This is a genomic window from Variovorax sp. OV329 (assembly GCF_900114785.1).
Lineage (GTDB): Bacteria > Pseudomonadota > Gammaproteobacteria > Burkholderiales > Burkholderiaceae_C > Variovorax.
The window spans coordinates 169,663-188,708 of the sequence record NZ_FOUG01000005.1 but is presented as its reverse complement, the minus strand read 5'-3'; the positions used below and the strand labels follow the sequence as shown (position 1 = coordinate 188,708).

The 19,046-nt window shown below is 65.4% G+C and carries 17 protein-coding genes; 15 read left to right on the top strand and 2 right to left on the bottom strand.

The window, feature by feature from the left end:
* The first annotated feature begins 158 nt into the window (after positions 1 to 158).
* The 7 genes from urtA to BM345_RS10350 all read left to right on the top strand — a co-directional run bounded on the left by urtA (position 159) and on the right by BM345_RS10350 (position 6,764).
* Positions 159 to 1,424, top strand: a complete 1,266-nt coding sequence (gene urtA / locus BM345_RS10380; protein ID WP_093378836.1) for an urea ABC transporter substrate-binding protein — start codon at positions 159 to 161, stop codon at positions 1,422 to 1,424.
* Between the two features lie 82 nt (positions 1,425 to 1,506).
* Positions 1,507 to 2,421, top strand: coding sequence for an urea ABC transporter permease subunit UrtB (gene urtB / locus BM345_RS10375; RefSeq protein ID WP_093378833.1), 915 nt, complete (start codon positions 1,507 to 1,509; stop codon positions 2,419 to 2,421).
* Positions 2,422 to 2,456: 35 nt separating this feature from the next.
* Complete coding sequence (gene urtC, locus BM345_RS10370) at positions 2,457 to 3,680, top strand: urea ABC transporter permease subunit UrtC (RefSeq protein ID WP_093378831.1); 1,224 nt, start codon at positions 2,457 to 2,459, stop codon at positions 3,678 to 3,680.
* Between the two features lie 22 nt (positions 3,681 to 3,702).
* Positions 3,703 to 4,446 (top strand): urea ABC transporter ATP-binding protein UrtD, encoded by a 744-nt coding sequence (urtD, locus tag BM345_RS10365; protein WP_093378828.1) that lies wholly within the window; start codon positions 3,703 to 3,705, stop codon positions 4,444 to 4,446.
* 2 nt (positions 4,447 to 4,448) lie between these two features.
* Positions 4,449 to 5,150 (top strand): urea ABC transporter ATP-binding subunit UrtE, encoded by a 702-nt coding sequence (gene urtE / locus BM345_RS10360; RefSeq protein WP_093378826.1) that lies wholly within the window; start codon positions 4,449 to 4,451, stop codon positions 5,148 to 5,150.
* Positions 5,151 to 5,183: 33 nt separating this feature from the next.
* On the top strand, positions 5,184 to 6,413 hold the full coding sequence (gene fmdA, locus BM345_RS10355) for a formamidase (protein WP_093378823.1): 1,230 nt from the start codon (positions 5,184 to 5,186) through the stop codon (positions 6,411 to 6,413).
* A gap of 6 nt (positions 6,414 to 6,419) precedes the next feature.
* Positions 6,420 to 6,764 (top strand): FmdB family zinc ribbon protein, encoded by a 345-nt coding sequence (locus BM345_RS10350; RefSeq protein ID WP_093378821.1) that lies wholly within the window; start codon positions 6,420 to 6,422, stop codon positions 6,762 to 6,764.
* Here BM345_RS10350 and BM345_RS10345 read toward each other — a convergent pair.
* The gene (locus BM345_RS10345; protein WP_093378818.1) at positions 6,754 to 7,230 is read right to left on the bottom strand and encodes a hypothetical protein; all 477 of its coding nucleotides are present in this window, start codon (positions 7,228 to 7,230) and stop codon (positions 6,754 to 6,756) included. The two genes, BM345_RS10350 and BM345_RS10345, sit on opposite strands and share 11 nt — an antisense overlap.
* A 133-nt stretch (positions 7,231 to 7,363) precedes the next feature.
* On the opposite strand from BM345_RS10345, the gene BM345_RS10340 reads away from it, so the two are divergent.
* Genes BM345_RS10340 through BM345_RS10330 form a run of 3 tightly spaced genes read left to right on the top strand, consistent with a single transcriptional unit; the run spans position 7,364 to position 10,831 of the window.
* Entirely contained in the window at positions 7,364 to 8,407 is a 1,044-nt protein-coding gene (locus BM345_RS10340; protein WP_093378816.1) for an aliphatic amidase, read from the top strand.
* A gap of 14 nt (positions 8,408 to 8,421) precedes the next feature.
* A complete protein-coding gene (locus BM345_RS10335; RefSeq protein WP_093379443.1) occupies positions 8,422 to 9,216 on the top strand; it encodes a CbbQ/NirQ/NorQ/GpvN family protein in 795 nt (264 codons plus the stop codon).
* On the top strand, positions 9,203 to 10,831 hold the full coding sequence (locus BM345_RS10330; protein ID WP_139237495.1) for a nitric oxide reductase activation protein NorD: 1,629 nt from the start codon (positions 9,203 to 9,205) through the stop codon (positions 10,829 to 10,831). Before BM345_RS10335 ends, BM345_RS10330 begins: the two co-directional genes overlap by 14 nt.
* Before the next feature lie 206 nt (positions 10,832 to 11,037).
* Here BM345_RS10330 and BM345_RS10325 read toward each other — a convergent pair whose 3' ends face one another.
* A complete protein-coding gene (locus BM345_RS10325) occupies positions 11,038 to 11,940 on the bottom strand; it encodes a LysR family transcriptional regulator (RefSeq protein ID WP_093379441.1) in 903 nt (300 codons plus the stop codon).
* Positions 11,941 to 12,065: 125 nt separating this feature from the next.
* Here BM345_RS10325 and mdlC point away from each other — a divergent pair, with 125 nt between their 5' ends.
* The 5 genes from mdlC to BM345_RS10300 all read left to right on the top strand — a co-directional run bounded on the left by mdlC (position 12,066) and on the right by BM345_RS10300 (position 19,026).
* Positions 12,066 to 13,688, top strand: coding sequence for a benzoylformate decarboxylase (gene mdlC / locus BM345_RS10320; protein ID WP_093378811.1), 1,623 nt, complete (start codon positions 12,066 to 12,068; stop codon positions 13,686 to 13,688).
* Positions 13,689 to 13,756: 68 nt separating this feature from the next.
* Positions 13,757 to 15,205, top strand: a complete 1,449-nt coding sequence (locus BM345_RS10315) for an aldehyde dehydrogenase (protein ID WP_093378808.1) — start codon at positions 13,757 to 13,759, stop codon at positions 15,203 to 15,205.
* An 11-nt stretch (positions 15,206 to 15,216) separates the two neighbouring features.
* On the top strand, positions 15,217 to 16,407 hold the full coding sequence (gene pobA / locus BM345_RS10310) for a 4-hydroxybenzoate 3-monooxygenase (protein WP_093378806.1): 1,191 nt from the start codon (positions 15,217 to 15,219) through the stop codon (positions 16,405 to 16,407).
* A 260-nt stretch (positions 16,408 to 16,667) separates the two neighbouring features.
* On the top strand, positions 16,668 to 18,050 hold the full coding sequence (locus BM345_RS10305; RefSeq protein WP_093378803.1) for an MFS transporter: 1,383 nt from the start codon (positions 16,668 to 16,670) through the stop codon (positions 18,048 to 18,050).
* 55 nt (positions 18,051 to 18,105) lie between these two features.
* Positions 18,106 to 19,026, top strand: coding sequence for a ketopantoate reductase family protein (locus tag BM345_RS10300; RefSeq protein WP_093378801.1), 921 nt, complete (start codon positions 18,106 to 18,108; stop codon positions 19,024 to 19,026).
* Positions 19,027 to 19,046 lie beyond the last annotated feature (20 nt).

Sequence of the window (19,046 nt, the reverse complement as noted above, 5' to 3'; positions counted from 1 at the left end):
GCAGTCTGGCGCCGCGGCCTGGATGGCGCGCTACGTTGAATGACGTATTCGGCGTACGCAGGACGCTTCCTACATTGGCGGTCATGGTGCTTCGCGGCACCACAAGTCCGCACTGCGATGGTGCAGCGCGACCCCTTCGTTACTGCATGGAGTCCTCGATGCCCCGTTCTTCCGATCCTGCCAAATCACTGCTCGACCTTCGCCGCCGCAAGCTGCTGCAAGGAGCCGCGGCGCTGCCGGCCCTGGGCCTGGGCGGCCTGGCCCTGGCGCAGACGCCGCCGACCGCCAAGGTGAACACCACCAAGCTCGCAGTGACCGACACCGAGGTGACGGTGGGCCAGCTGCACTCGTCCAGCGGCACCATGGCCATCTCGGAAACCGGCTCGATCCAGGCCGAGCAGCTGGCCATCGACCAGATCAACGCCATGGGCGGCATCCTGGGCCGCAAGATCAAGGTCATCAAGGAAGACGGCGCCTCCGACTGGCCGACCTTTGCCGAGAAGAGCAAGAAGCTGCTGGTCAACGACCGCGTGGCCTGCGTGTTCGGCTGCTGGACCAGCGCCTCGCGCAAGGCGGTGCTGCCGATCTTCGAGAAGGAGAACGGGCTGCTTTACTACCCCACCTTCTACGAAGGCCTGGAGCAGAGCAAGAACGTGATCTACACGGGCCAGGAGGCCACGCAGCAGATCATCTACGGCCTGGACTGGGGCGCCAAGGAGAAGAAGGCCAAGACCTTCTTCCTGGTGGGCTCGGACTACATCTGGCCGCGCACCTCGATGAAGATCGCGCGCAAGCACATCGAGACCGTGGGCAAGCTGGGTTCGGTGAAGGGCGAGGAGTACTACCCGCTGGGTCATACCAACTTCAATTCGCTGATCAACAAGATCAAGGTCGCCAAGCCCGACTGCATTTTCGCGGCGGTGGTGGGCGGCTCCAACGTGGCCTTCTACAAGCAGCTCAAGGCCGCGGGCATCACCGGCGACAAGCAGTTCCTTCTGACCCTGTCGGTGACCGAGGACGAGATGACCGGCGTGGGCGGCGAGAACTTCGCCGGCTTCTACTCGTCGATGAAGTACTTCCAGACGCTGGACAACGCCAACAACAAGGCCTTCGTGGCGGCCTTCAAGGCCAAGTACGGCAAGGACGCGGTGATCGGCGACGTGACGCAGGCCGGCTACCTCGGTCCCTGGCTGTGGAAGGCCGCGGTGGAGAAGGCCGGCAGCTTCGACATCGACAAGGTGGTGGCAGCGTCGCCCGGCATCGAACTGAAGACCGCGCCCGAAGGCTACGTGAAGCTGGATGCCAACCACCACCTGTGGAGCAAGTCGCGCATCGCCCAGGGCCAGCTGGACGGCACCTTCAAGGTGGTGGCGGAGTCGCCTGAGCTGATCAAGCCCGACCCGTTCCCGGCCGGCTACCAGTAAGCAGCCGCAGGGCTTCGCTTCGCGCTCGCAAGCGAAGCCCGCGCATTTCCGCACCTTTCCAACCTTCCAGAGATCCAATGCCATGACCTTCTCGGACATGCTCAACATCGGCCTGATGCAGGGCTTCGCAGGGCTGTCGCTCTTCGCGGTGCTGCTGCTGATGGGCCTGGGGCTGGCCATCATCTTCGGGCAGATGGGCGTCATCAACATGGCGCACGGCGAGTTCATGGCAATCGGGGCCTACACCATCTACATGTCCGCCACGCTGACCGAGAAGGTGGCGCCGGGCGCGATGGCCTACTACTTTCCCGTGGCGATCGGGCTCGCCTTCATCGTGGCCTTCGTCTTCGGCTGGGTCATGGAATGGGCGCTGATCCGGCACCTGTACAGCCGGCCGCTGGACACGCTCTTGGCCACCTGGGGCGTGAGCCTGGGCCTGCAGCAGTGCTTCCGCACCTTCATCAGCCCCAAGGAGGTGAGTCCCACGCTGCCCGAATGGCTGATGGGCTCGTGGTCGCCCGCCGAGGGGCTGGACATTCCCATCAACGGCCTGTTCGTGCTCACGCTCACGGCCATCGTCACGGCCGGTGTGCTGCTGGCGCTGCACAAGAGCCGCTGGGGCCTGCGGGTTCGCGCCACGGTGGCCAACCGCACCATGGCCAACGCCACCGGCATCGACACCAAGAAGACCGACCGACTGACCTTTGCCATCGGCTGCGGCATCGCGGGCGTGGCCGGTGCCGCCTTCACCACCATCGGCTCGACCGGGCCGACCTCGGGACAGCTCTACATCGTCGACTCCTTCCTGGTCGTGACCTTCGGCGGCGCGGCGAGCCTGCTGGGCACGGTCGTGTCGGCCTTCGGTATCGCGCAGACGCAGTCGATCTCGGAGTTCTTCATGACCGGCTCCATGGCCAAGGTGCTGACGCTGTCGCTGATCGTGCTGATCTTGATGCTGCGGCCGCAAGGGCTGTTCGCCTCCAAGGTTCGACGTTGAACCACTGAATTCCCGAGAGCTCCCGGAGTCCCTGAATGGAAACCCTCAAAGCCCTGATCAAGCGTTACCAGGTCGGCAGCCTGCTGCTCCTGACCCTGCTCCTGGCCGTGGTGCTGCCGCTGTCGCTGGACATCTTCCGCCTCAACCTGGTGGGCAAGTACCTCTGCTATGCCTTCGTGGCCGTCGGCCTGGTGATGGTGTGGGGCTACGGCGGCGTCCTCAGCCTGGGGCAGGGCGTGTTCTTCGGCCTGGGCGGCTATGCCATGGCCATGTTCCTCAAGCTGGAGGCGTCCGACCCCGTGAGCACCAAGATCCAGTCCACGCCCGGCATCCCGGACTTCATGGACTGGAACCAGATCACTTCGCTGCCGGCCCTCTGGGTGCCGTTCGAGAGCTTTCCCATCGCCGTGCTGGCGGTGGTGTTGGTGCCGATGGCACTGGCCTGGCTCATCAGCTTCGCGATGTTCAAGCGGCGCGTGGGCGGGGTGTACTTCGCCATCATCACGCAGGCCGTGGCGCTGATCATGACGGTGCTCATCATCGGCCAGCAAGGCTACACCGGCGGCGTCAACGGCATGACCGACCTGAAGACGCTGCTGGGCTGGGACACCCGCACCGACAGCGCCAAGTACATCCTCTACTTCGTCTGCGTGGCGCTGCTCATCGGCTCGATCGTGCTGTGCCGCTGGGTGCAGACCAGCAAGCTGGGCACGCTGCTGCTGGCCATGCGGGACAAGGAAGACCGGGTGCGCTTCTCGGGCTACGACGTCGCCAACTTCAAGGTCTTCACCTTCTGCCTGGCCGCGGGGCTGTCGGGCATCGGGGGCGCCATGTTCGCGCTGCAGGTGGGCTTCATGTCGCCCAGCTTCGTGGGAATCGTGCCTTCCATCGAGATGGTGATCTTCGCCGCGGTGGGTGGCCGCATGAGCCTGGTGGGTGCGGTGTACGGCACGCTGCTGGTCAATGCAGGCAAGACGCTGTTTTCGGAGAGCTTCCCGGACCTGTGGCTGTTCCTGATGGCCGCCCTGTTCATCGGCGTGACCATGGCTTTCCCCATGGGCCTGGCGGGCCTGTGGGAAGAAAAGATCAAGCCATGGTGGCGACTGCGCGGGCTCGCGCGCAAGGAAGAGGCGCTGCGCCTGGCCGCCGCCCACGCTGCCTATCCCGAGGTGCTGCCTCCGCGCGGCAAAGCCGATGCCGGCGGCCCCGCCGGCCAGCACGCCGGCCTGCATGAAGGCATGACCGGCCAGAGCGCCTGAACAACCCGGAAGCACCCGACCCATGAGCAACACCGACTTCGCACTGGCCGTGGAAGACCTCACCGTCTCCTTCGACGGCTTCAAGGCCATCGACCAGCTGACCCTCTACATCGACCGCAACGAGCTGCGGGTGATCATCGGCCCCAACGGCGCGGGCAAGACCACGCTGCTGGACCTGATCTGCGGCAAGACCAAGGCCAGCGCCGGTTCGATCAAGTTCAAGAACACCGAGCTCACCGGCATGGCCGAGCACAAACGAGTGCGGCTGGGCCTGGGCCGCAAGTTCCAGACGCCGTCCATCTACGAAAACCTTTCTGTGTTCCAGAATCTGGAGGTCTCCTACCCCAAGGGCCGCTCGGTGCTGGGCGCGCTGGCCTTCAAGTGCACCGACGAGGTGAAGGCGCGCGTGCAGGTGGTGGCCGAGGACATCGGCCTGGCCGACAGGCTGCAGACCGAGGCCGGCCTGCTCAGCCACGGCCAGAAGCAGTGGCTGGAAATCGGCATGCTGCTGATGCAGGAGCCCGAGCTGCTGATGCTCGATGAGCCCATCGCCGGCATGAGCGCCCGCGAGCGCGAGCTGACGGCCGAGCTGCTCAAGCGCATCTGCCAGAACCGGGCGGTGATCGTCATCGAGCACGACATGGACTTCGTCAAGCAGATCGCCCACAAGGTCACCGTGATGCACCAGGGAAAGATCCTGGCCGAAGGGCCGATGGAAAAGGTGCAGGCCGACCCGAAGGTCATCGACGTCTACCTGGGGCATTGAGCATGAGCGACATCCGACTGAGCGTGCAGGACCTCTTCGTCGCCTACGGCCAGAGCCAGGCCCTGCATGGCGTGACTTTCAATGCGATGGCCAACGAGACGGTGGCCATCATGGGCCGCAACGGCATGGGGAAGACCACGCTGTTCAAGGCGCTGATGGGCATCCTGCCCACCAAGGCCGGGCGCATCGAGGTGGCCGGGCAGGACGTGACGAAGGACGAGAGCTTCAGGCGCGTGGCCAAGGGCATCGCCTACGTGCCGCAGGGCCGCATGATCTTCCCGACGCTGACGGTGGAGGAGAACATCCAGACCGGGCTGGAGAACAGCCTCACGCGCCGAATTCCCGACGAGATCTACGCGCTCTTCCCGGTGCTGTTCGACATGAAAAGGCGCAAGGGCGGCAACCTCTCGGGCGGGCAGCAGCAGCAGCTGGCCATCGCCCGCGCGCTGGTGACCGAGCCCAAGGTGCTGCTGCTGGACGAGCCAACCGAGGGCATACAGCCATCGATCATCAAGGACATCGCCAGGGCGCTGAACGAGATTCGCAAGATGAAGGGCATCACGATCGTCGTCTCCGAGCAGGTGCTCTCCTTCGCGATGGACGTGGCCGACCGGCTCTTCGTCATCGAAGGCGGTCGGCTCGTGCACGAGACCGCCCGCGACAAGACCGACGAGGCCCACATCAAGGCTTATCTCTCGGTCTGAATTCCCGCATTACCAACCCCGGAGAACTCTGAAATGCCCGATACCCTGATCAAGGTCGACCTGACGAAGCCCGCGCCCACCAACGAGATGGTGCACAACCGCTGGCACCCCGACATCCCGATGGCGTGCTGGGTGAACCCCGGGGATGACTTCGTGCTGGAGACCTACGACTGGACGGGCGGCTTCATCAAGAACAACGACAGCGCGGACGACGTGCGCGACATCGACCTGACCACGGTGCACTACCTCTCGGGCCCGGTGGGCGTGAAGGGCGCGGAGCCTGGCGACCTGCTGGTGGTGGACCTGCTGGACATCGGCGCCAAGCAGGATTCGCTTTGGGGCTTCAACGGCTTCTTCTCCAAGAAGAACGGCGGCGGCTTCCTGACCGAGCATTTTCCGCAGGCTCAGAAATCGATCTGGGACTTCCACGGCATGTTCACCACCTCGCGCCACGTCCCGGGAGTGAAGTACGCCGGCCTGATCCATCCCGGCCTGATCGGTTGCCTGCCCGATCCCAAGATGCTGGAAATGTGGAACACGCGCGAGCAGGCGTTGATCGATTCCGACCCGGCCACCAGCGGCCTGGCCAACCCGCCGTTCGTCGGCACCGCCCACATGGGCAAGCTCAGCGGCGACGCCAAGGCCAAGGCGGCCGCCACCGGTGCGCGCACCGTGCCGCCGCGCGAGCACGGTGGCAACTGCGACATTAAAGACCTGTCGCGCGGCTCCAAGGTCTTCTTCCCGGTCTACGTCGACGGCGCGGGCCTGTCGGTGGGCGATCTGCACTTCAGCCAGGGCGACGGCGAGATCACCTTCTGCGGCGCCATCGAGATGGCCGGCTGGGTGCACATGAAGGTCTCGCTGATCAAGGGCGGCATGGCCAAGTACGGCATCAAGAACCCGATCTTCAAGCCCAGCCCCATCAAGCCGGTGTACGACGACTACCTCATCTTCGAAGGCATCAGCGTCGACGAAAGCGGCAAGCAGTACTACCTGGACGTGAACGTGGCCTATCGCCAGGCCTGCCTGAACGCCATCGAGTACCTGAAGAAGTTCGGCTACTCGGGCGCGCAGGCCTATTCGATTCTGGGCACCGCGCCGGTGCAGGGCCACATCAGTGGCGTCGTGGACGTCCCCAACGCCTGCGCCACGCTATGGCTGCCCACCCAGATCTTCGACTTCGACATCAACCCGAACGCCGCGGGGCCGACGAAGTTCCTGGACGGCAGCATCGACATGCCGCTGTCGCCCGACCTCGTCTGAGCCGCCATGCCGACCTACGACTACGCGTGCAGCGATTGCGGCGGCTTCGATGCCCTGCGTTCGCTGGCGCAGCGCAACGAACCTGCGGCCTGCCCGGACTGCGGTGCGGCGTCCCCACGGGTCTTCGCCACTGCGCCACGACTGGGGCTGCTGGAGGAGGGCACGCGCCGCGCCATGGAATCGAACGAGCGCGCCCGGCATGAGCCGAAGAGTTCGCGCGACTACCAGCGGTTGCGCCACCCCGCGGGCTGTGGCTGCTGCAGCACGGCGCGCTCGCGCAAGACCACGGCAACGGCGCCGGACGGCGCCAAGTCATTCCCGGGCAAGCGACCGTGGATGATCAGCCACTGAAGGCCGACGGTGCGCGCCGCACCGGCACGGTGATGATCACCGTGCTGTGGTTGGCGCGATCGCGCAATTCGCCATGCGCTTCGATGCGCAGGCCGAACTCGCCGTCCGCGCCGCCCAGATGAGCGAGCAGCTCGGCCGCCGGCACCTCGCAGTCCCATGAGCCCGGGTCGCGTGGGCCGCAGGTGATCAGTCGGTTCATGCGCGCCAAGCCGCCTGGCGCCGCGCGCACGAAGGGAAAGACGTTGACCTGTGCGAGCGGGTCGGTGGCCACGAAACTCAGCGTGATCGCCACGGCTCGCCCGTCGAGCTGCGTGGGCGTCACGCCGAACACCACGAAGGGCGCCTCGTTCGACACATAGTGGATGCGCGCCGGGTAGCCGTCGAGCGACGACGCCGGGCGCGCGCCCGCCAGCGCCGCAGCGAGCGCGATGGCCATCGCGATGAACGCCATCTTCGGGATTCGCATGATGGTTGCCTCTCGTTGTGCTGCGGATTCTGACGCCGCCCGTCCCTACGTCAATCAACGTATTCGCCAGCCCCCGGCGGCTTCGGACAATGGATCGCATGCCATCCACTCCTTCGAGCGAGGTCCAGCAGCCATGATCCACGGCGACATTTCCAGCAGCCACGACACGGTCGGCGTGGCGGTGGTCAACTACAAGATGCCGCGCATTCACACGCGCGCCGAGATCATGGCCAACGCCCGGCAGATCGCGTCGATGGTGGAAGGGCTCAAGGCCGGCCTGCCCGGGCTGGACCTGGTGGTCTTCCCGGAGTACAGCACCCACGGGATCATGTACGACAGCGCCGAGATGTACGAGAACGCCGCCGCCGTGCCCGGCTTCGAAACCGAGATCTTCGCTGCCGCCTGCCGCAAGGCCAAGGTCTGGGGCGTGTTCTCGCTGACCGGCGAGCGCCACGAGGAGCACCCGAACAAGGCGCCCTACAACACGCTGATCCTCATGAACGACCAGGGCGAGATCGTGCAGAAGTATCGCAAGATCATGCCCTGGGTGCCCATCGAGGGCTGGTACCCGGGCAACTGCACCTACGTGAGCGATGGGCCCAAGGGGCTGAAGATCAGCCTGATCATCTGCGACGACGGCAACTACCCCGAGATCTGGCGCGACTGCGCCATGAAGGGGGCCGAACTCATCGTGCGCTGCCAGGGCTACATGTACCCGGCCAAGGAGCAGCAAATCCTCATCAGCAAGGCCATGGCCTTTGCCAACAACGTGTACGTGGCGGTGGCCAACGCCTCGGGCTTCGACGGCGTGTACTCGTACTTCGGGCATTCGGCCCTCGTCGGCTTCGACGGCCGCACCCTGGGCGAGTGCGGCGAGGAGGAAATGGGCGTGCAGTACGCGGCCCTGTCCAAGAGCCTGATCCGGGACTTCCGCAAGAACGGCCAGAGCGAGAACCACCTGTTCAAGCTGCTGCACCGCGGCTACACCGGCATGATCAACTCGGGAGAAGGCGATCAGGGGGTGGCGCAGTGCCCGTACGAGTTCTACGGCAAGTGGATTTCCGACCCGCAAGGCACGCGCGAGATGGTGGAGTCATTCACGCGCAAGACCGTCGGCACGGCAGAGGCGCCCATCGAGGGCATTCCCAACGAGGCCACCATCGCCACGCATCGTTGAAGCGCGTGGTGGACATGATCGATCCGCTGGCCGCCTGGCGCGTCGGCAGCGAGCCCTTCTACCAGCCGCAAGGCGACGAGTGCGACCGCTTCGAGGCCGTCTGGTCGCGCCGGCTGCCCTTGCTGCTCAAGGGGCCGACCGGCTGCGGGAAGACCCGCTTCCTCGAGCACATGGCCTGGCGGATGGGGCGGCCGCTGGTCACGGTGGCCTGCAACGAGGACACCACCGCCGGCGACCTGCTCGGGCGCTGGCTGCTGGACGCCGAAGGCACCCGCTGGCAGGACGGGCCGCTGGCACTGGCCGCGCGGCACGGGGCCATCTGCTACCTCGACGAAGTCGTCGAAGCGCGCCCTGATGCGCTGGTGGCCGTGCATCCGCTGACGGACACGCGCCGCGTGCTGCCGCTGGACTGTGCTGCGGAAATGGTACGCGCGCATCCGGATTTCATGCTGGTGGCCAGCTACAACCCCGGCGGCACGCGTGAGCTGAAGCCCTCGACCCGTCAGCGCTTCTGCGGCATGGCCTTCGGATACCCCGAAGCGGAGGACGAGGCGCGCATCCTCATGCGAGAGGGCGGCGCCGATGTGGCGCTGGCTTCCGCGCTGGTGGCACTGGGCCGGCGCACCCGGCGACTGGCGGGCCATGGACTGGAGGAGGGCGCCTCCACCCGGATGCTGGTGCGTGCGGCGCAACTGGCGCGGCAGGGCCTGTCGCCGGAGGTGGCCTGCGTTGCTGCAATCGTGGTGCCGCTGTCGGACGACGCGGCGCTGCGCGATGCGCTCTTGGCGGCGGTGGATGCATCGTTCTGAACCGCTTGGCGCGATCGGCCCATGGCTGCGGCTGTTGTGGAATGTCGCACCGCCCTTGCTGCAGGTGCCGAGCCCCGGCGAGGATGAACCTCCACCCGCGCCATGGCTGTCGCACGCGGGCCTGCACCTTCCTTCGCCACCTGCGAGCTGGGACGAGCATGCACGCGCTTGCTGGCTGCGGGCGGCGAGCGCCCATGCGGCGGCGCACCTCGTGTTCTCGCGCAGCGTGTTCATGCGCGAGGGCGTGCCTGCCGTCACCTGGGCGCTGACAGGCCTGCTGGAGGACGCCCGCGCAGAAGCGCTGGCGGCGCGGGAACTGCCCGGCCTGGCGCGCCTTTGGGCTGCGCAGCACAGCGCCACGCCGGCCGACGGCGACGGCTTCGAGGCGTTGCTCGCGCGCCTTGCCCGCGCCCTGGCGGATGCGGCGTACGATGACCCGCACCCGTGGGTGGGCAAGGGGCGGGCCCTGTTCTGGCGCGACGCGGCTCAGCAGGTGCTCGCCGAGCCGGGCGCGCAGACCATGCGGCGGCTGGCTTCGCTTCTGGGGCACGACATCGGCCAGATGCGCATGGGGCTGAACCCGCGTACCTACAGGCAGGCCCCTTCGTACCGCGACGACAACCGGTGGCTGTGGCATGCGGAGGGCCAGCAGGCCGCGGTGCCGATGCCCGCGCCGGCACCGGCTTCGCCGCGCAGGTCGAGCGACACCGTCCAGCACGCCGCGCAGGCGCTTCAATCGCGCTACCCGGAGTGGGATGCGAACGCTGCCGTCTGGCGCCGCGACTGGTGCACCGTGGTCGAAGAGGCGGCGCCCGCCGGGAACATCGAAGATGGCACGCATTGGCCGGATCCTCCTGCAAAGCTGTCGCGCGACCTTGTTGCGGCCATCCGGCGCATCGACGCGCCACGGCCGAGTGCCGACCCGGGCGATGAACTTCATGTGGATGGCGCCGTGCGCTGGGCTGCCGCGCGCCGTACCGGCCGGCCCGAGGCAGCCGTGTTTCCCTACCTGAGAAGGTCACCCTCGCGCCGGCAAGCTGCTGTGCTGCTGCTTGTGGACATGTCCGCATCGAGCGCCGACCTTGCGCGGGTCGGAGGCCGGAGCGTGCTGTCGCGCCAATGCGCGCAGGCCGCTGCACTCGCGCAGGCCATGCAGCGAGCTGGCTGGCGTGTTGCGATCCAGGGTTTTCATTCGGATGGCAGGCACAAGGTACGCGTGCAGCGCGTCCTGGACTTCGGCGCGACGTGGGACGCGAACTCAGCCGCTCGCCTTGCGACGCTGCGATCCGCGCTGTCGACACGGCTGGGTGCCGTGCTCCGGCATGCCAACGGGGTGCTCGCAGGGCAGCCGGAAGGGGCGCGCTGGGCCGTCGTGCTGGGCGATGGCGAGCCGCATGACATCGACGTGCATGATCCCGCGCATCTGGTGGCGGACGCGCGGGTGGCAGTGCGAGAGGCGCGGCGCTGCGGCGTGCGAGTCGTGTGTCTGCGCCAGTCGGGCAGCCCGGTTGCGGATGTGGAGTCGAGTGCGCGCTTGGTGTTCGGCGACGCCAGTGTGGCAAGTGCCGGCGACGACTGGCGGAGCGGGCTGTTGCGGCTGTTGTCGCGCGGCTGAGCATGAGGTCCGCGAGCGGCAGCCGCCATGCATCTCGTTGCGCGTCCATGTCCGGCTGGCGCTCTGCCAAGCCGGCTCCACAGCAAGCGCCGGAGTTCCTCGGGGCAGGCTTTGGCGGCGTCTCAGTGCCCCAAGCCGCCTTGGGGCTTGGCCCAACGAGCGACTGCAATGCGCTCGACACCTGTCACACACCCCGCAAAGACTACCTACTTTGCTGTCATCGACCGTAGCGCCTCCAGAAGCTTGACCGCGGGACCGGGCAGCATGCCTGCTCTACGTCTGAAGGCGGTAAGCGTTCGGCGGTCCGAGGCGCCCGGTATATCCAGGGCGTCGATCAGTCCGGCCTTCCGCTCGGCGTCGTACATCGGCTCGGGCATCCAGCCAAGGAAGCCTGAGCGGCCGATCAAGCTCTTGAGCGCGGTAACGGAGCGCGTCTCGACGACGACGTGCGGCAGCGCCAGGTTCTGTCGGGCAAATACCTTCTTCATATGCTCGAAAGGTCCGGTTCCTTTTGGCAGGATGGCCCACCGCTCCGACAGTGTGTCCGCAAGCTTCAGCTTCGGCTTCTTTCGCAAAGGATGGCGTCGACCCGCGACGACGTAGCTGGTGTCTTCCCACCGGCAGTCCTTGACAGCCACGATCTCATCGGTGTCCTCGATGTCGACACCGAGCGCGAGATCGATTTCGTGTGAAACAAGTGCATCCGCAAGACGGTCCCACACGCCTTCGATGATCTGAACCTGCAGGTTCGGCCATTTCTGGCAGGTGGCGCCAATCGCCAATGGAAGGACCAGGCACGCGATGCTGCCGACGGCACCGACACGGATGGTGCCCTTGGCCAGGCCCAGCATGGCCTTGATGTCCTCGTTGGCGTGCTCCGATTCGCGCTGCAACAGGACCGCGTGCGGCTGCAGCGCGCGCCCGACGTCCGTCAGCTGCATTCCCTTCGAGTGACGCTCGAACAATGGCGCGCCCGCCTGCTCCTCCAACCTGCGAATCGTGCGGCTCAGGGCAGGCTGCGTCACGTTCAGTGCGTCGGCGGCTCGCCCCAGGCTTCCGCACGCGACGATGGCATTGAAGGCGATGAGGTGTTGGAGATCGAAAGTCATGCGCAACAGTAATGACTTTTGCCCATAAAGGCAATTTTCAAGAAGCTCCTGAGATTCCACACTTGAGGCATCGAGACAAGCGCTGTGATCTTCCGCAGCGCACCGCCAGAAAGTGAGAGCACGCAATGACCGGACCCGTACCGCTCGCCATCGTCGAAACGACCCAGCAACCCACCACCATCATCACCGTACGCGACGCAGTGTTCGATCTCATGCGCCGCTTCGGCATGACTTCCGTGTTCGCGAATCCGGGGTCGACCGAACTGCCGATGTTCCGGGACTTTCCCAGCGACTTTCGCTATGTGCTTGGCTTGCAGGAAGCGAGCGTCGTCGGCATGGCCGATGGTTACGCACAGGCGACCCGCAACGCCTCCTTCGTGAATTTGCATTCGGCCGCAGGTGTCGGCAATGCGATGGGCAATATCTTCACGGCGCACAAGAATCGCACGCCGATGGTGATCACGGCTGGTCAGCAGGCACGCTCGATCCTCCCGTTCAATCCGTACCTTTCCTCCGCGCAAGCCACCGAACTGCCGAAGCCCTACGTGAAATGGAGCATCGAGCCCGCGCGGGCGCAAGACGTGCCGCTCGCCATCGCACGGGCTTACTACATCGCGATGATGCCGCCGTGTGGCCCGGTGCTGGTGTCGGTGCCCGTCGACGACTGGGATCAACCGGCTGAACTGGTGCCGGCAAGAGTCGTCAGTACCGGACTGCGCCCTCAGCCGGCCGTACTTGCGCAGATCGCCGACGCACTGAACGCAAGCGGTCGACCTGCGATCGTCGTCGGCGCAGCGATCGACCGCGACAACGCGTGGAACGAGGTGGTCGCATTGGCCGAATCGCACAACGCCCGCGTGTGGGTTGCACCGATGTCGGGCCGTTGCAGCTTCCCGGAAGACCACAGGCTGTTTGCCGGGTTCTTGCCCGCAATGCGGGAACGGATCGTCGAACTGTTGGGCGGTCATGACCTCATCCTGGCCATTGGTGCGCCTGCGTTTGCCTACCACATCGAGGGTGCGGGTCCGCACATCCCCGCTGGCGCCACTCTGTGCCAGCTGACCGAAGACCCCGACACCGCAGCCTGGGCGCCAGTCGGAACCTCGGCCGTCGGAAGTATCCGTCTGGGTGTCCTCGATCTGCTGGCGCGGCCGCCGCAAAAAGAACGTCCCCTTCCTCCCGCGAAAAGCGTGCCACAGAGAGCAGAGCCCTCGTCGCGGATGTCGGTTGCCTATGTGCTGCAGACCCTCGCGGAAGCGAAAAAGCCCGATGACATCGTGGTCGAGGAAGCACCCAGCGCCCGTGCGGTGATGCAGACCTACCTGCCCATCACCCGCAGCGAAACCTTCTACACGATGGACAGTGGCGGCCTCGGCTACGGCATGCCCGCGGCTGTCGGCGTCGCGCTTGGCAAACCGAAAAGTCGCGTGATCTGCCTGATCGGCGACGGGTCGAGCATGTACTCCATCCAGGCGCTCTGGAGCGCAGCCCAGGGCAAGCTTCCGATCACATTCGTGATCCTGAACAACCGGCGCTACGCGGCGCTACAAGACTTCGCGCCGGTATTCGGGTTCTCTCCCACCGATGTAGTCCAGGGGACCGAATTGCCCGACATCGACTTCCAGTCGCTGGCCAAGGGGATGGGCTGCGCCGCTTCCCGCGTGAGCGATCCCGGCGAACTGCGCGCGGTGCTTGATCGCGCCCTGGCCAGCAACGCCCCCTCCGTCGTGGAGGTTCGCGTCGCCTGACTGTTCCCCCCACTCGATTTCACGCCTATCCGATTTCCACGTTCAAACCACCATCCGGAGACAAAGCCATGAAGACTTCGATGTTGATCAACGGCGAGCCGACTCAGGCTCGCAACGGCGCCACCTTCGAGCGACGCAACCCGCTCGACGGCAGTGTCGCCACGGTCGCACCCGCAGCCACGGCGCAGGACGCCGTGGCTGCCGTCGATGCCGCCGCCACGGCCTTCAAGACCTGGTCGCGCACCGGCCCGAACGAACGCCGCGCGCTGCTGATGAAGGCCTCGCAGGCGCTGGAAGCCAAGGCCGAGGCGTTCGCGGCAGCCGTTGCTTCCGAGACGGGCGCGTCGGCAATCTGGGCGGGCTTCAACGTTCATCTTGCGGCCGGGATGTTGCTCGAAGCCGCATCGCTGACAACTCAGATCAGCGGCGAAGTCATCCCTTCGGATGTTCCGGGAAGCCTCGCGATGGGCGTGCGCCAGCCTGCGGGAGTCGTCCTGGGCATTGCGCCCTGGAATGCGCCTGTGATCCTTGCAGTGCGCGCCATTGCAACGCCTCTTGCTTGCGGCAACACCGTGGTGCTGAAGGGCAGTGAAATCTGCCCGGCGACCCACGGGCTGATCATCGAAGCGCTGCAGGAGGCCGGCCTGCCCAAGGGCGTCGTGAATTTCGTCACCAATGCGCCGGCAGACGCCGCCGCCGTGGTCGAAGCGATGATTGCTCATCCAGCCGTGCGGCGAGTCAACTTCACCGGGTCGACCCATGTCGGGAAGCTCATTGCCACGACCTGTGCCAAGTACTTGAAACCAGTGGTGCTCGAGCTGGGTGGAAAGGCGCCATTGGTCGTGCTGGACGACGCCGATGTCGACGCAGCCGTCAACGCGGCCGTGTTCGGTGCATTCGCCAATTCGGGACAGATCTGCATGTCGACCGAGCGGATCGTTGTCGACAAGAGCATTGCCGATGAATTCGTTGCAAAACTCGCCGCGCGGGCAGCCAGTCTGCCGCTCGGTGACCCGCGCCTCGGTCCCGTCGTCCTCGGCTCCGTGGTCGACATGAGCACCGCGAAGCGCTGCAACGATCTGATCGACGATGCGATCGCCAAGGGCGCAAAGCTCGTGACGGGCGGGAAGGCGAACGACACGCTCATGCCGGCGACCTTGCTCGACCACGTCACTTCCGAGATGCGCATCTTCCGCGAAGAAGCTTTTGGTCCCGTGAAGGGCATCGTGCGCGTCAGCGGCGTCGAAGAGGCAGTGGCTTGCGCCAACGACAACGAGTATGGCCTTGCGGCCGCGGTCTTCGGTCGCGATCTGGCACGGGCGATCCAGGTGGCCGGCCGCATCGAGTCTGGCATCTGCCATGTGAACGGCCCCACGGTGCACGACGAGGCACAGATGCCGTTCGGAGGCGTCAAGGGCAGCGGCATCGGGCACTTCGGCGGCAAGGCGGGCGTGGACGCATTCACTGAACTGAGGTGGCTGACGGTTCAGACCTCACCGCGGCACTACCCCTTCTGAGAGGCCGCATCGTGAAGACACAAGTAGCCATCATCGGCGCCGGCCCGGCCGGCTTGATGCTGTCGCACATCCTGCACTTGCAGGGGATCGACTCGATCGTTCTCGAGACCCGCAGCCGCGAGGCCATTGAAGCCACGATCCGTGCCGGCGTGCTTGAGCAGGGGACCGTCGACCTCATGAAGGAAATCGGCGTGGGTGCCCGCATGGAGCGCGAAGGCTTTCGCCACGAGGGAACGATCCTGCGCTTCGATGGCATCGACCGGCGCATCGATTTTCCGGAACTCACTGGCGGCAAGGCGGTGATGGTCTACGCGCAGCACGAGGTCATCAAGGATCTGGTTGAAGCGCGATTGGCCGGTGGCGGCGACATCCGGTTCGAAGTGACCGATGTGAGCGTCCATGGCCTGGATGGCACGTCGCCCAGTGTGCGCTTTCGCCAGCAAGGCGGCGAGTCGCAGACGATCGACGCTGACTTCATCGCGGGCTGCGATGGCACGCAGGGCGTCAGCCGTCCCGCGATTCCCAAAGGCGTGCTGAAAGGCTTCGAGCGGCTTTATCCCTTCGGATGGCTTGGCATTCTTTGCAAGGCGCCACCGTCGTCCGATGAGTTGATCTACGCCTTGAGTGATCGTGGCTTTGCGCTCGTGAGCACGCGCTCGCCCGATGTGCAGCGCATGTACCTGCAGTGCGAGCCCACCGACAAGATCGAGAACTGGTCCGACGACCGCATCTGGAACGAGTTTCGCGCTCGCCTGGCGACGCGCGACGGTTGGGCGCCGAAGGAGGGCCAGATCTTCAGCAAGACGGTCGTCGGCATGCGGAGTTTCGTGACTGAACCGATGCAATACGGACGGCTGTTCCTGGCCGGTGATGCCGCGCACGTGGTGCCTCCGACTGGGGCCAAGGGCCTGAACCTGGCGGTGGCCGACGTGCGTGTGCTCGCGCGCGCCATCAGCGAGTTCTACAAGGCGGGTCGGGAGGATCTGCTCGAGCGCTACAGCGAGACCGCCTTGCGTCGCATCTGGAAGGCGCAGCGCTTTTCCTGGGGGATGACGTCGATGCTGCACCGATTCCCCGGTGCCGATGAGTTCCAGCACAAGGTCCAGGTCGCCGAACTCGACTACGTCACCGGGTCGCGCGCTGCTTCGACAGCGCTGGCGGAGAACTACGTAGGCCTGCCTTTCGACGCACTCGGAAATTGACGTCTGTATAACCGCCTGCAAGAGGCGGGTTGCACCCAAAGTCATGCTTGAAGGGCATGCCTTTCTCTCAACAAAGCAATTCTCCGGCGGTGCTGAATATTTGACACTGCCCTATCGAAGCGCGAGGCACCGCCGAAGCGCTCAACCAGGAGACAAGACATGATCAAGCGAATCCCGCTAGCCGCTGCCGCGCCATCCTCGCGTTCGCACCGGCCCCTTCAGCGATCGCTGCAAGCTCCCCGTGGCTCAGGAGCATGCGCATGACCGCTCAGACGATCCCTTTCAGGGGCAATGCCGACATCGGTCGTTTGCTCGACGAAGGTGCCTACACAACCATGCAGAAGATCGTGGTCTTCCTGGCAGCCATGTCCATCGTGATGGACGGCTTCGACGGTCAGCTCATAGGCTTCGCGATTCCGCTCATGATCAAGGAATGGGGCATCACCCGAAGCGCCTTCGCACCGGCGGTGGCCGCGGGCCTCATCGGCATGGGGATTGGCAGCGCTTGCGCAGGGCTCTTTGCTGACCGCTTCGGCCGTCGGATGGCCGTCATTGCAAGTGTTTTCGTGTTCGGTTCGGCGACCTGCGCCATCGGCTTCGCACCGGACATCCTGACTGTCGCCGCGCTCCGCTTCATTGCCGGTCTAGGCATCGGGGGTGCGCTGCCGAGTTCGACGACGGTCACAGCGGAATTCACGCCGGCGCGACGCAGGACACTGGCGGTCACGGCAACGATTGTCTGCGTACCGCTCGGCGGCATGCTCGCTGGATTGTTCGCTGCGGAAATCCTCCCGGCCTTCGGCTGGCGCGGCCTGTTCATGATCGGTGGAAGCTTCCCGATTGCCCTGGCCGTCCTTCTTCTCTTCACGCTGCCTGAGTCGCCCCGCTTCCTCGCACGCCATCCGGCGCGCTGGAGCGAATTGGGCAAGCTGCTGGGCCGCATGAATCGTCCGATGGATGCCGACGTGACTTACAGCGACGCCGCGGAACAGGTCGTCGAGAAGCGGGCTGGCTTCGGTGCGCTTTTCTCAGGTGGCTTGGCACGCGACACGCTGGCGACCTGGGCGGCCTTCTTCATGTGTCTTACCGCCGTGTACAGCGCTTTCAGCTGGCTGCCGACCATGCTCGCTTCCGAAGGCCTGTCGATGACCGTTGCGGGCTCGGGCTTGACTGCTTACAACCTCGGGGGCGTCGTAGGCGCCTTGCTTTGCGCCGTTGCGATCACCCGTTTCGGTTCACGTTGGCCATTGGTGCTGTGCTGCGCGGGTGCGGCCGCGAGAGCGTTTGCCTTGCAGTCCTTGAATGTAGGGCGCGACACGAACCTGCTGATCTTCGGCTTCGGTGTGCATGGCATGTTCGTGAACGCGGTGCAGTCCACCATGTATGCGCTGTGCGCCTTCATGTACCCGACGAGTGTCAGGGCGACCGGGACTGCTTCCGCGCTTGCCTTCGGACGGCTGGGCGCCATCCTCAGTGCGTTTGCAGGCGCAGCGGTGATTACCGCGGGCGGCGCCACTGCCTATCTCACGCTGCTCGGTTCGGCGATGGTCTTCGCCATGGTCGCCCTCATGGTCGTCAGGCGGCACATCCCGAAGCGCACGATCCTGTTGCGCCCGAGCCAAGCGGCGACGGTCACGAACTGACCGTCTGGCCTGTTCCCCGCTATTTCATCGTGCAACTCAGCAATCGAAGCCAATCATGAAGATTTCCATCGTCGGCGCTGGAGCCATGGGCTCCCTGTTCGGAGGCCTGCTCGCCGAAAGCGGGAACGACGTCACGTTGATCGACGTCAACGATGCGCACATTGACGCGATCCGAGCGGACGGCCTCCGCCTGGCCACTGATGGCAGCGATCGGCATGTCAAGCTCAGGATTTGCCGACCGGAAGAAGCCACAGACGTTCCCGATCTGCTCGTCGTGTTCACCAAGACGCTGCACACGAGGGCCGCACTCTCGGGAGTGAGGCATCTGATCGGACCTGATGTGCATCTGTTGAGCTTGCAGAACGGCCTGGGCAATGTCGAGACGATCTCCGAGTTCGTTGATGCGGAGCGAGTTCTCATCGGTGTGACCACATGGCCGGCCGATCTGGCAGGACCGGGTCACGTGCATTCGCACGGCAAAGGCGTGGTGCGGCTCATGGCCGCCGATGGGATTGCTCGACCCATCGTCGAGCATGTGTCCGAAGCGCTCTCGACAGCTGGCCTCCAGTGCACATCGGATGCCACCGTGTGGGCTGCAATCTGGGAGAAGGTTGCGTTCAACGCGGCACTCAACAGCATCTGCGCCGTTTCGGGTTGCACCGTCGATCAGCTCGGCCTGACACCCGATGGCCGCCGTCTTGCAGACGAAGTCGTTTCGGAGGTGCTCTCTGTCGCGCAACGTCTCGGCATCGACGTCGATCCTGACAAGTGCAGAACCAGCGTCGCGGGCGCCATTGCCCAGCACAAAGGACACAAGCCGTCGATGCTGCAGGACGTTCTGGCGGGACGCCGCACCGAGATCGAGTCCATCAACGGCGCCGTGGTTTCCGCAGCGGGGCGCCTCGACATGGAGGTACCCACTACCGAGACGCTGTTGTCGCTCGTGCGCCTTGTCGAAGCTCGTGCCGTCGCCTGACATGGCGCGTTCAGTCCATC

What these genes read in the sequence shown, in the direction of transcription:
- BM345_RS10345 (WP_093378818.1), bottom strand. Translation starts at nt 7,230, where the DNA reads ATGCGAATCCCGAAGATGGCGTTCATCGCGATGGCCATCGCGCTCGCT.
- BM345_RS10315 (WP_093378808.1), top strand. Translation starts at nt 13,757, where the DNA reads ATGAAGACTTCGATGTTGATCAACGGCGAGCCGACTCAGGCTCGCAAC.
- BM345_RS10330 (WP_139237495.1), top strand. Translation starts at nt 9,203, where the DNA reads ATGCATCGTTCTGAACCGCTTGGCGCGATCGGCCCATGGCTGCGGCTG.
- urtD (WP_093378828.1), top strand. Translation starts at nt 3,703, where the DNA reads ATGAGCAACACCGACTTCGCACTGGCCGTGGAAGACCTCACCGTCTCC.
- BM345_RS10335 (WP_093379443.1), top strand. Translation starts at nt 8,422, where the DNA reads ATGATCGATCCGCTGGCCGCCTGGCGCGTCGGCAGCGAGCCCTTCTAC.
- mdlC (WP_093378811.1), top strand. Translation starts at nt 12,066, where the DNA reads ATGACCGGACCCGTACCGCTCGCCATCGTCGAAACGACCCAGCAACCC.
- BM345_RS10300 (WP_093378801.1), top strand. Translation starts at nt 18,106, where the DNA reads ATGAAGATTTCCATCGTCGGCGCTGGAGCCATGGGCTCCCTGTTCGGA.
- fmdA (WP_093378823.1), top strand. Translation starts at nt 5,184, where the DNA reads ATGCCCGATACCCTGATCAAGGTCGACCTGACGAAGCCCGCGCCCACC.
- urtE (WP_093378826.1), top strand. Translation starts at nt 4,449, where the DNA reads ATGAGCGACATCCGACTGAGCGTGCAGGACCTCTTCGTCGCCTACGGC.
- BM345_RS10305 (WP_093378803.1), top strand. Translation starts at nt 16,668, where the DNA reads ATGACCGCTCAGACGATCCCTTTCAGGGGCAATGCCGACATCGGTCGT.
- BM345_RS10325 (WP_093379441.1), bottom strand. Translation starts at nt 11,940, where the DNA reads ATGACTTTCGATCTCCAACACCTCATCGCCTTCAATGCCATCGTCGCG.
- BM345_RS10340 (WP_093378816.1), top strand. Translation starts at nt 7,364, where the DNA reads ATGATCCACGGCGACATTTCCAGCAGCCACGACACGGTCGGCGTGGCG.
- BM345_RS10350 (WP_093378821.1), top strand. Translation starts at nt 6,420, where the DNA reads ATGCCGACCTACGACTACGCGTGCAGCGATTGCGGCGGCTTCGATGCC.
- urtA (WP_093378836.1), top strand. Translation starts at nt 159, where the DNA reads ATGCCCCGTTCTTCCGATCCTGCCAAATCACTGCTCGACCTTCGCCGC.
- urtB (WP_093378833.1), top strand. Translation starts at nt 1,507, where the DNA reads ATGACCTTCTCGGACATGCTCAACATCGGCCTGATGCAGGGCTTCGCA.
- urtC (WP_093378831.1), top strand. Translation starts at nt 2,457, where the DNA reads ATGGAAACCCTCAAAGCCCTGATCAAGCGTTACCAGGTCGGCAGCCTG.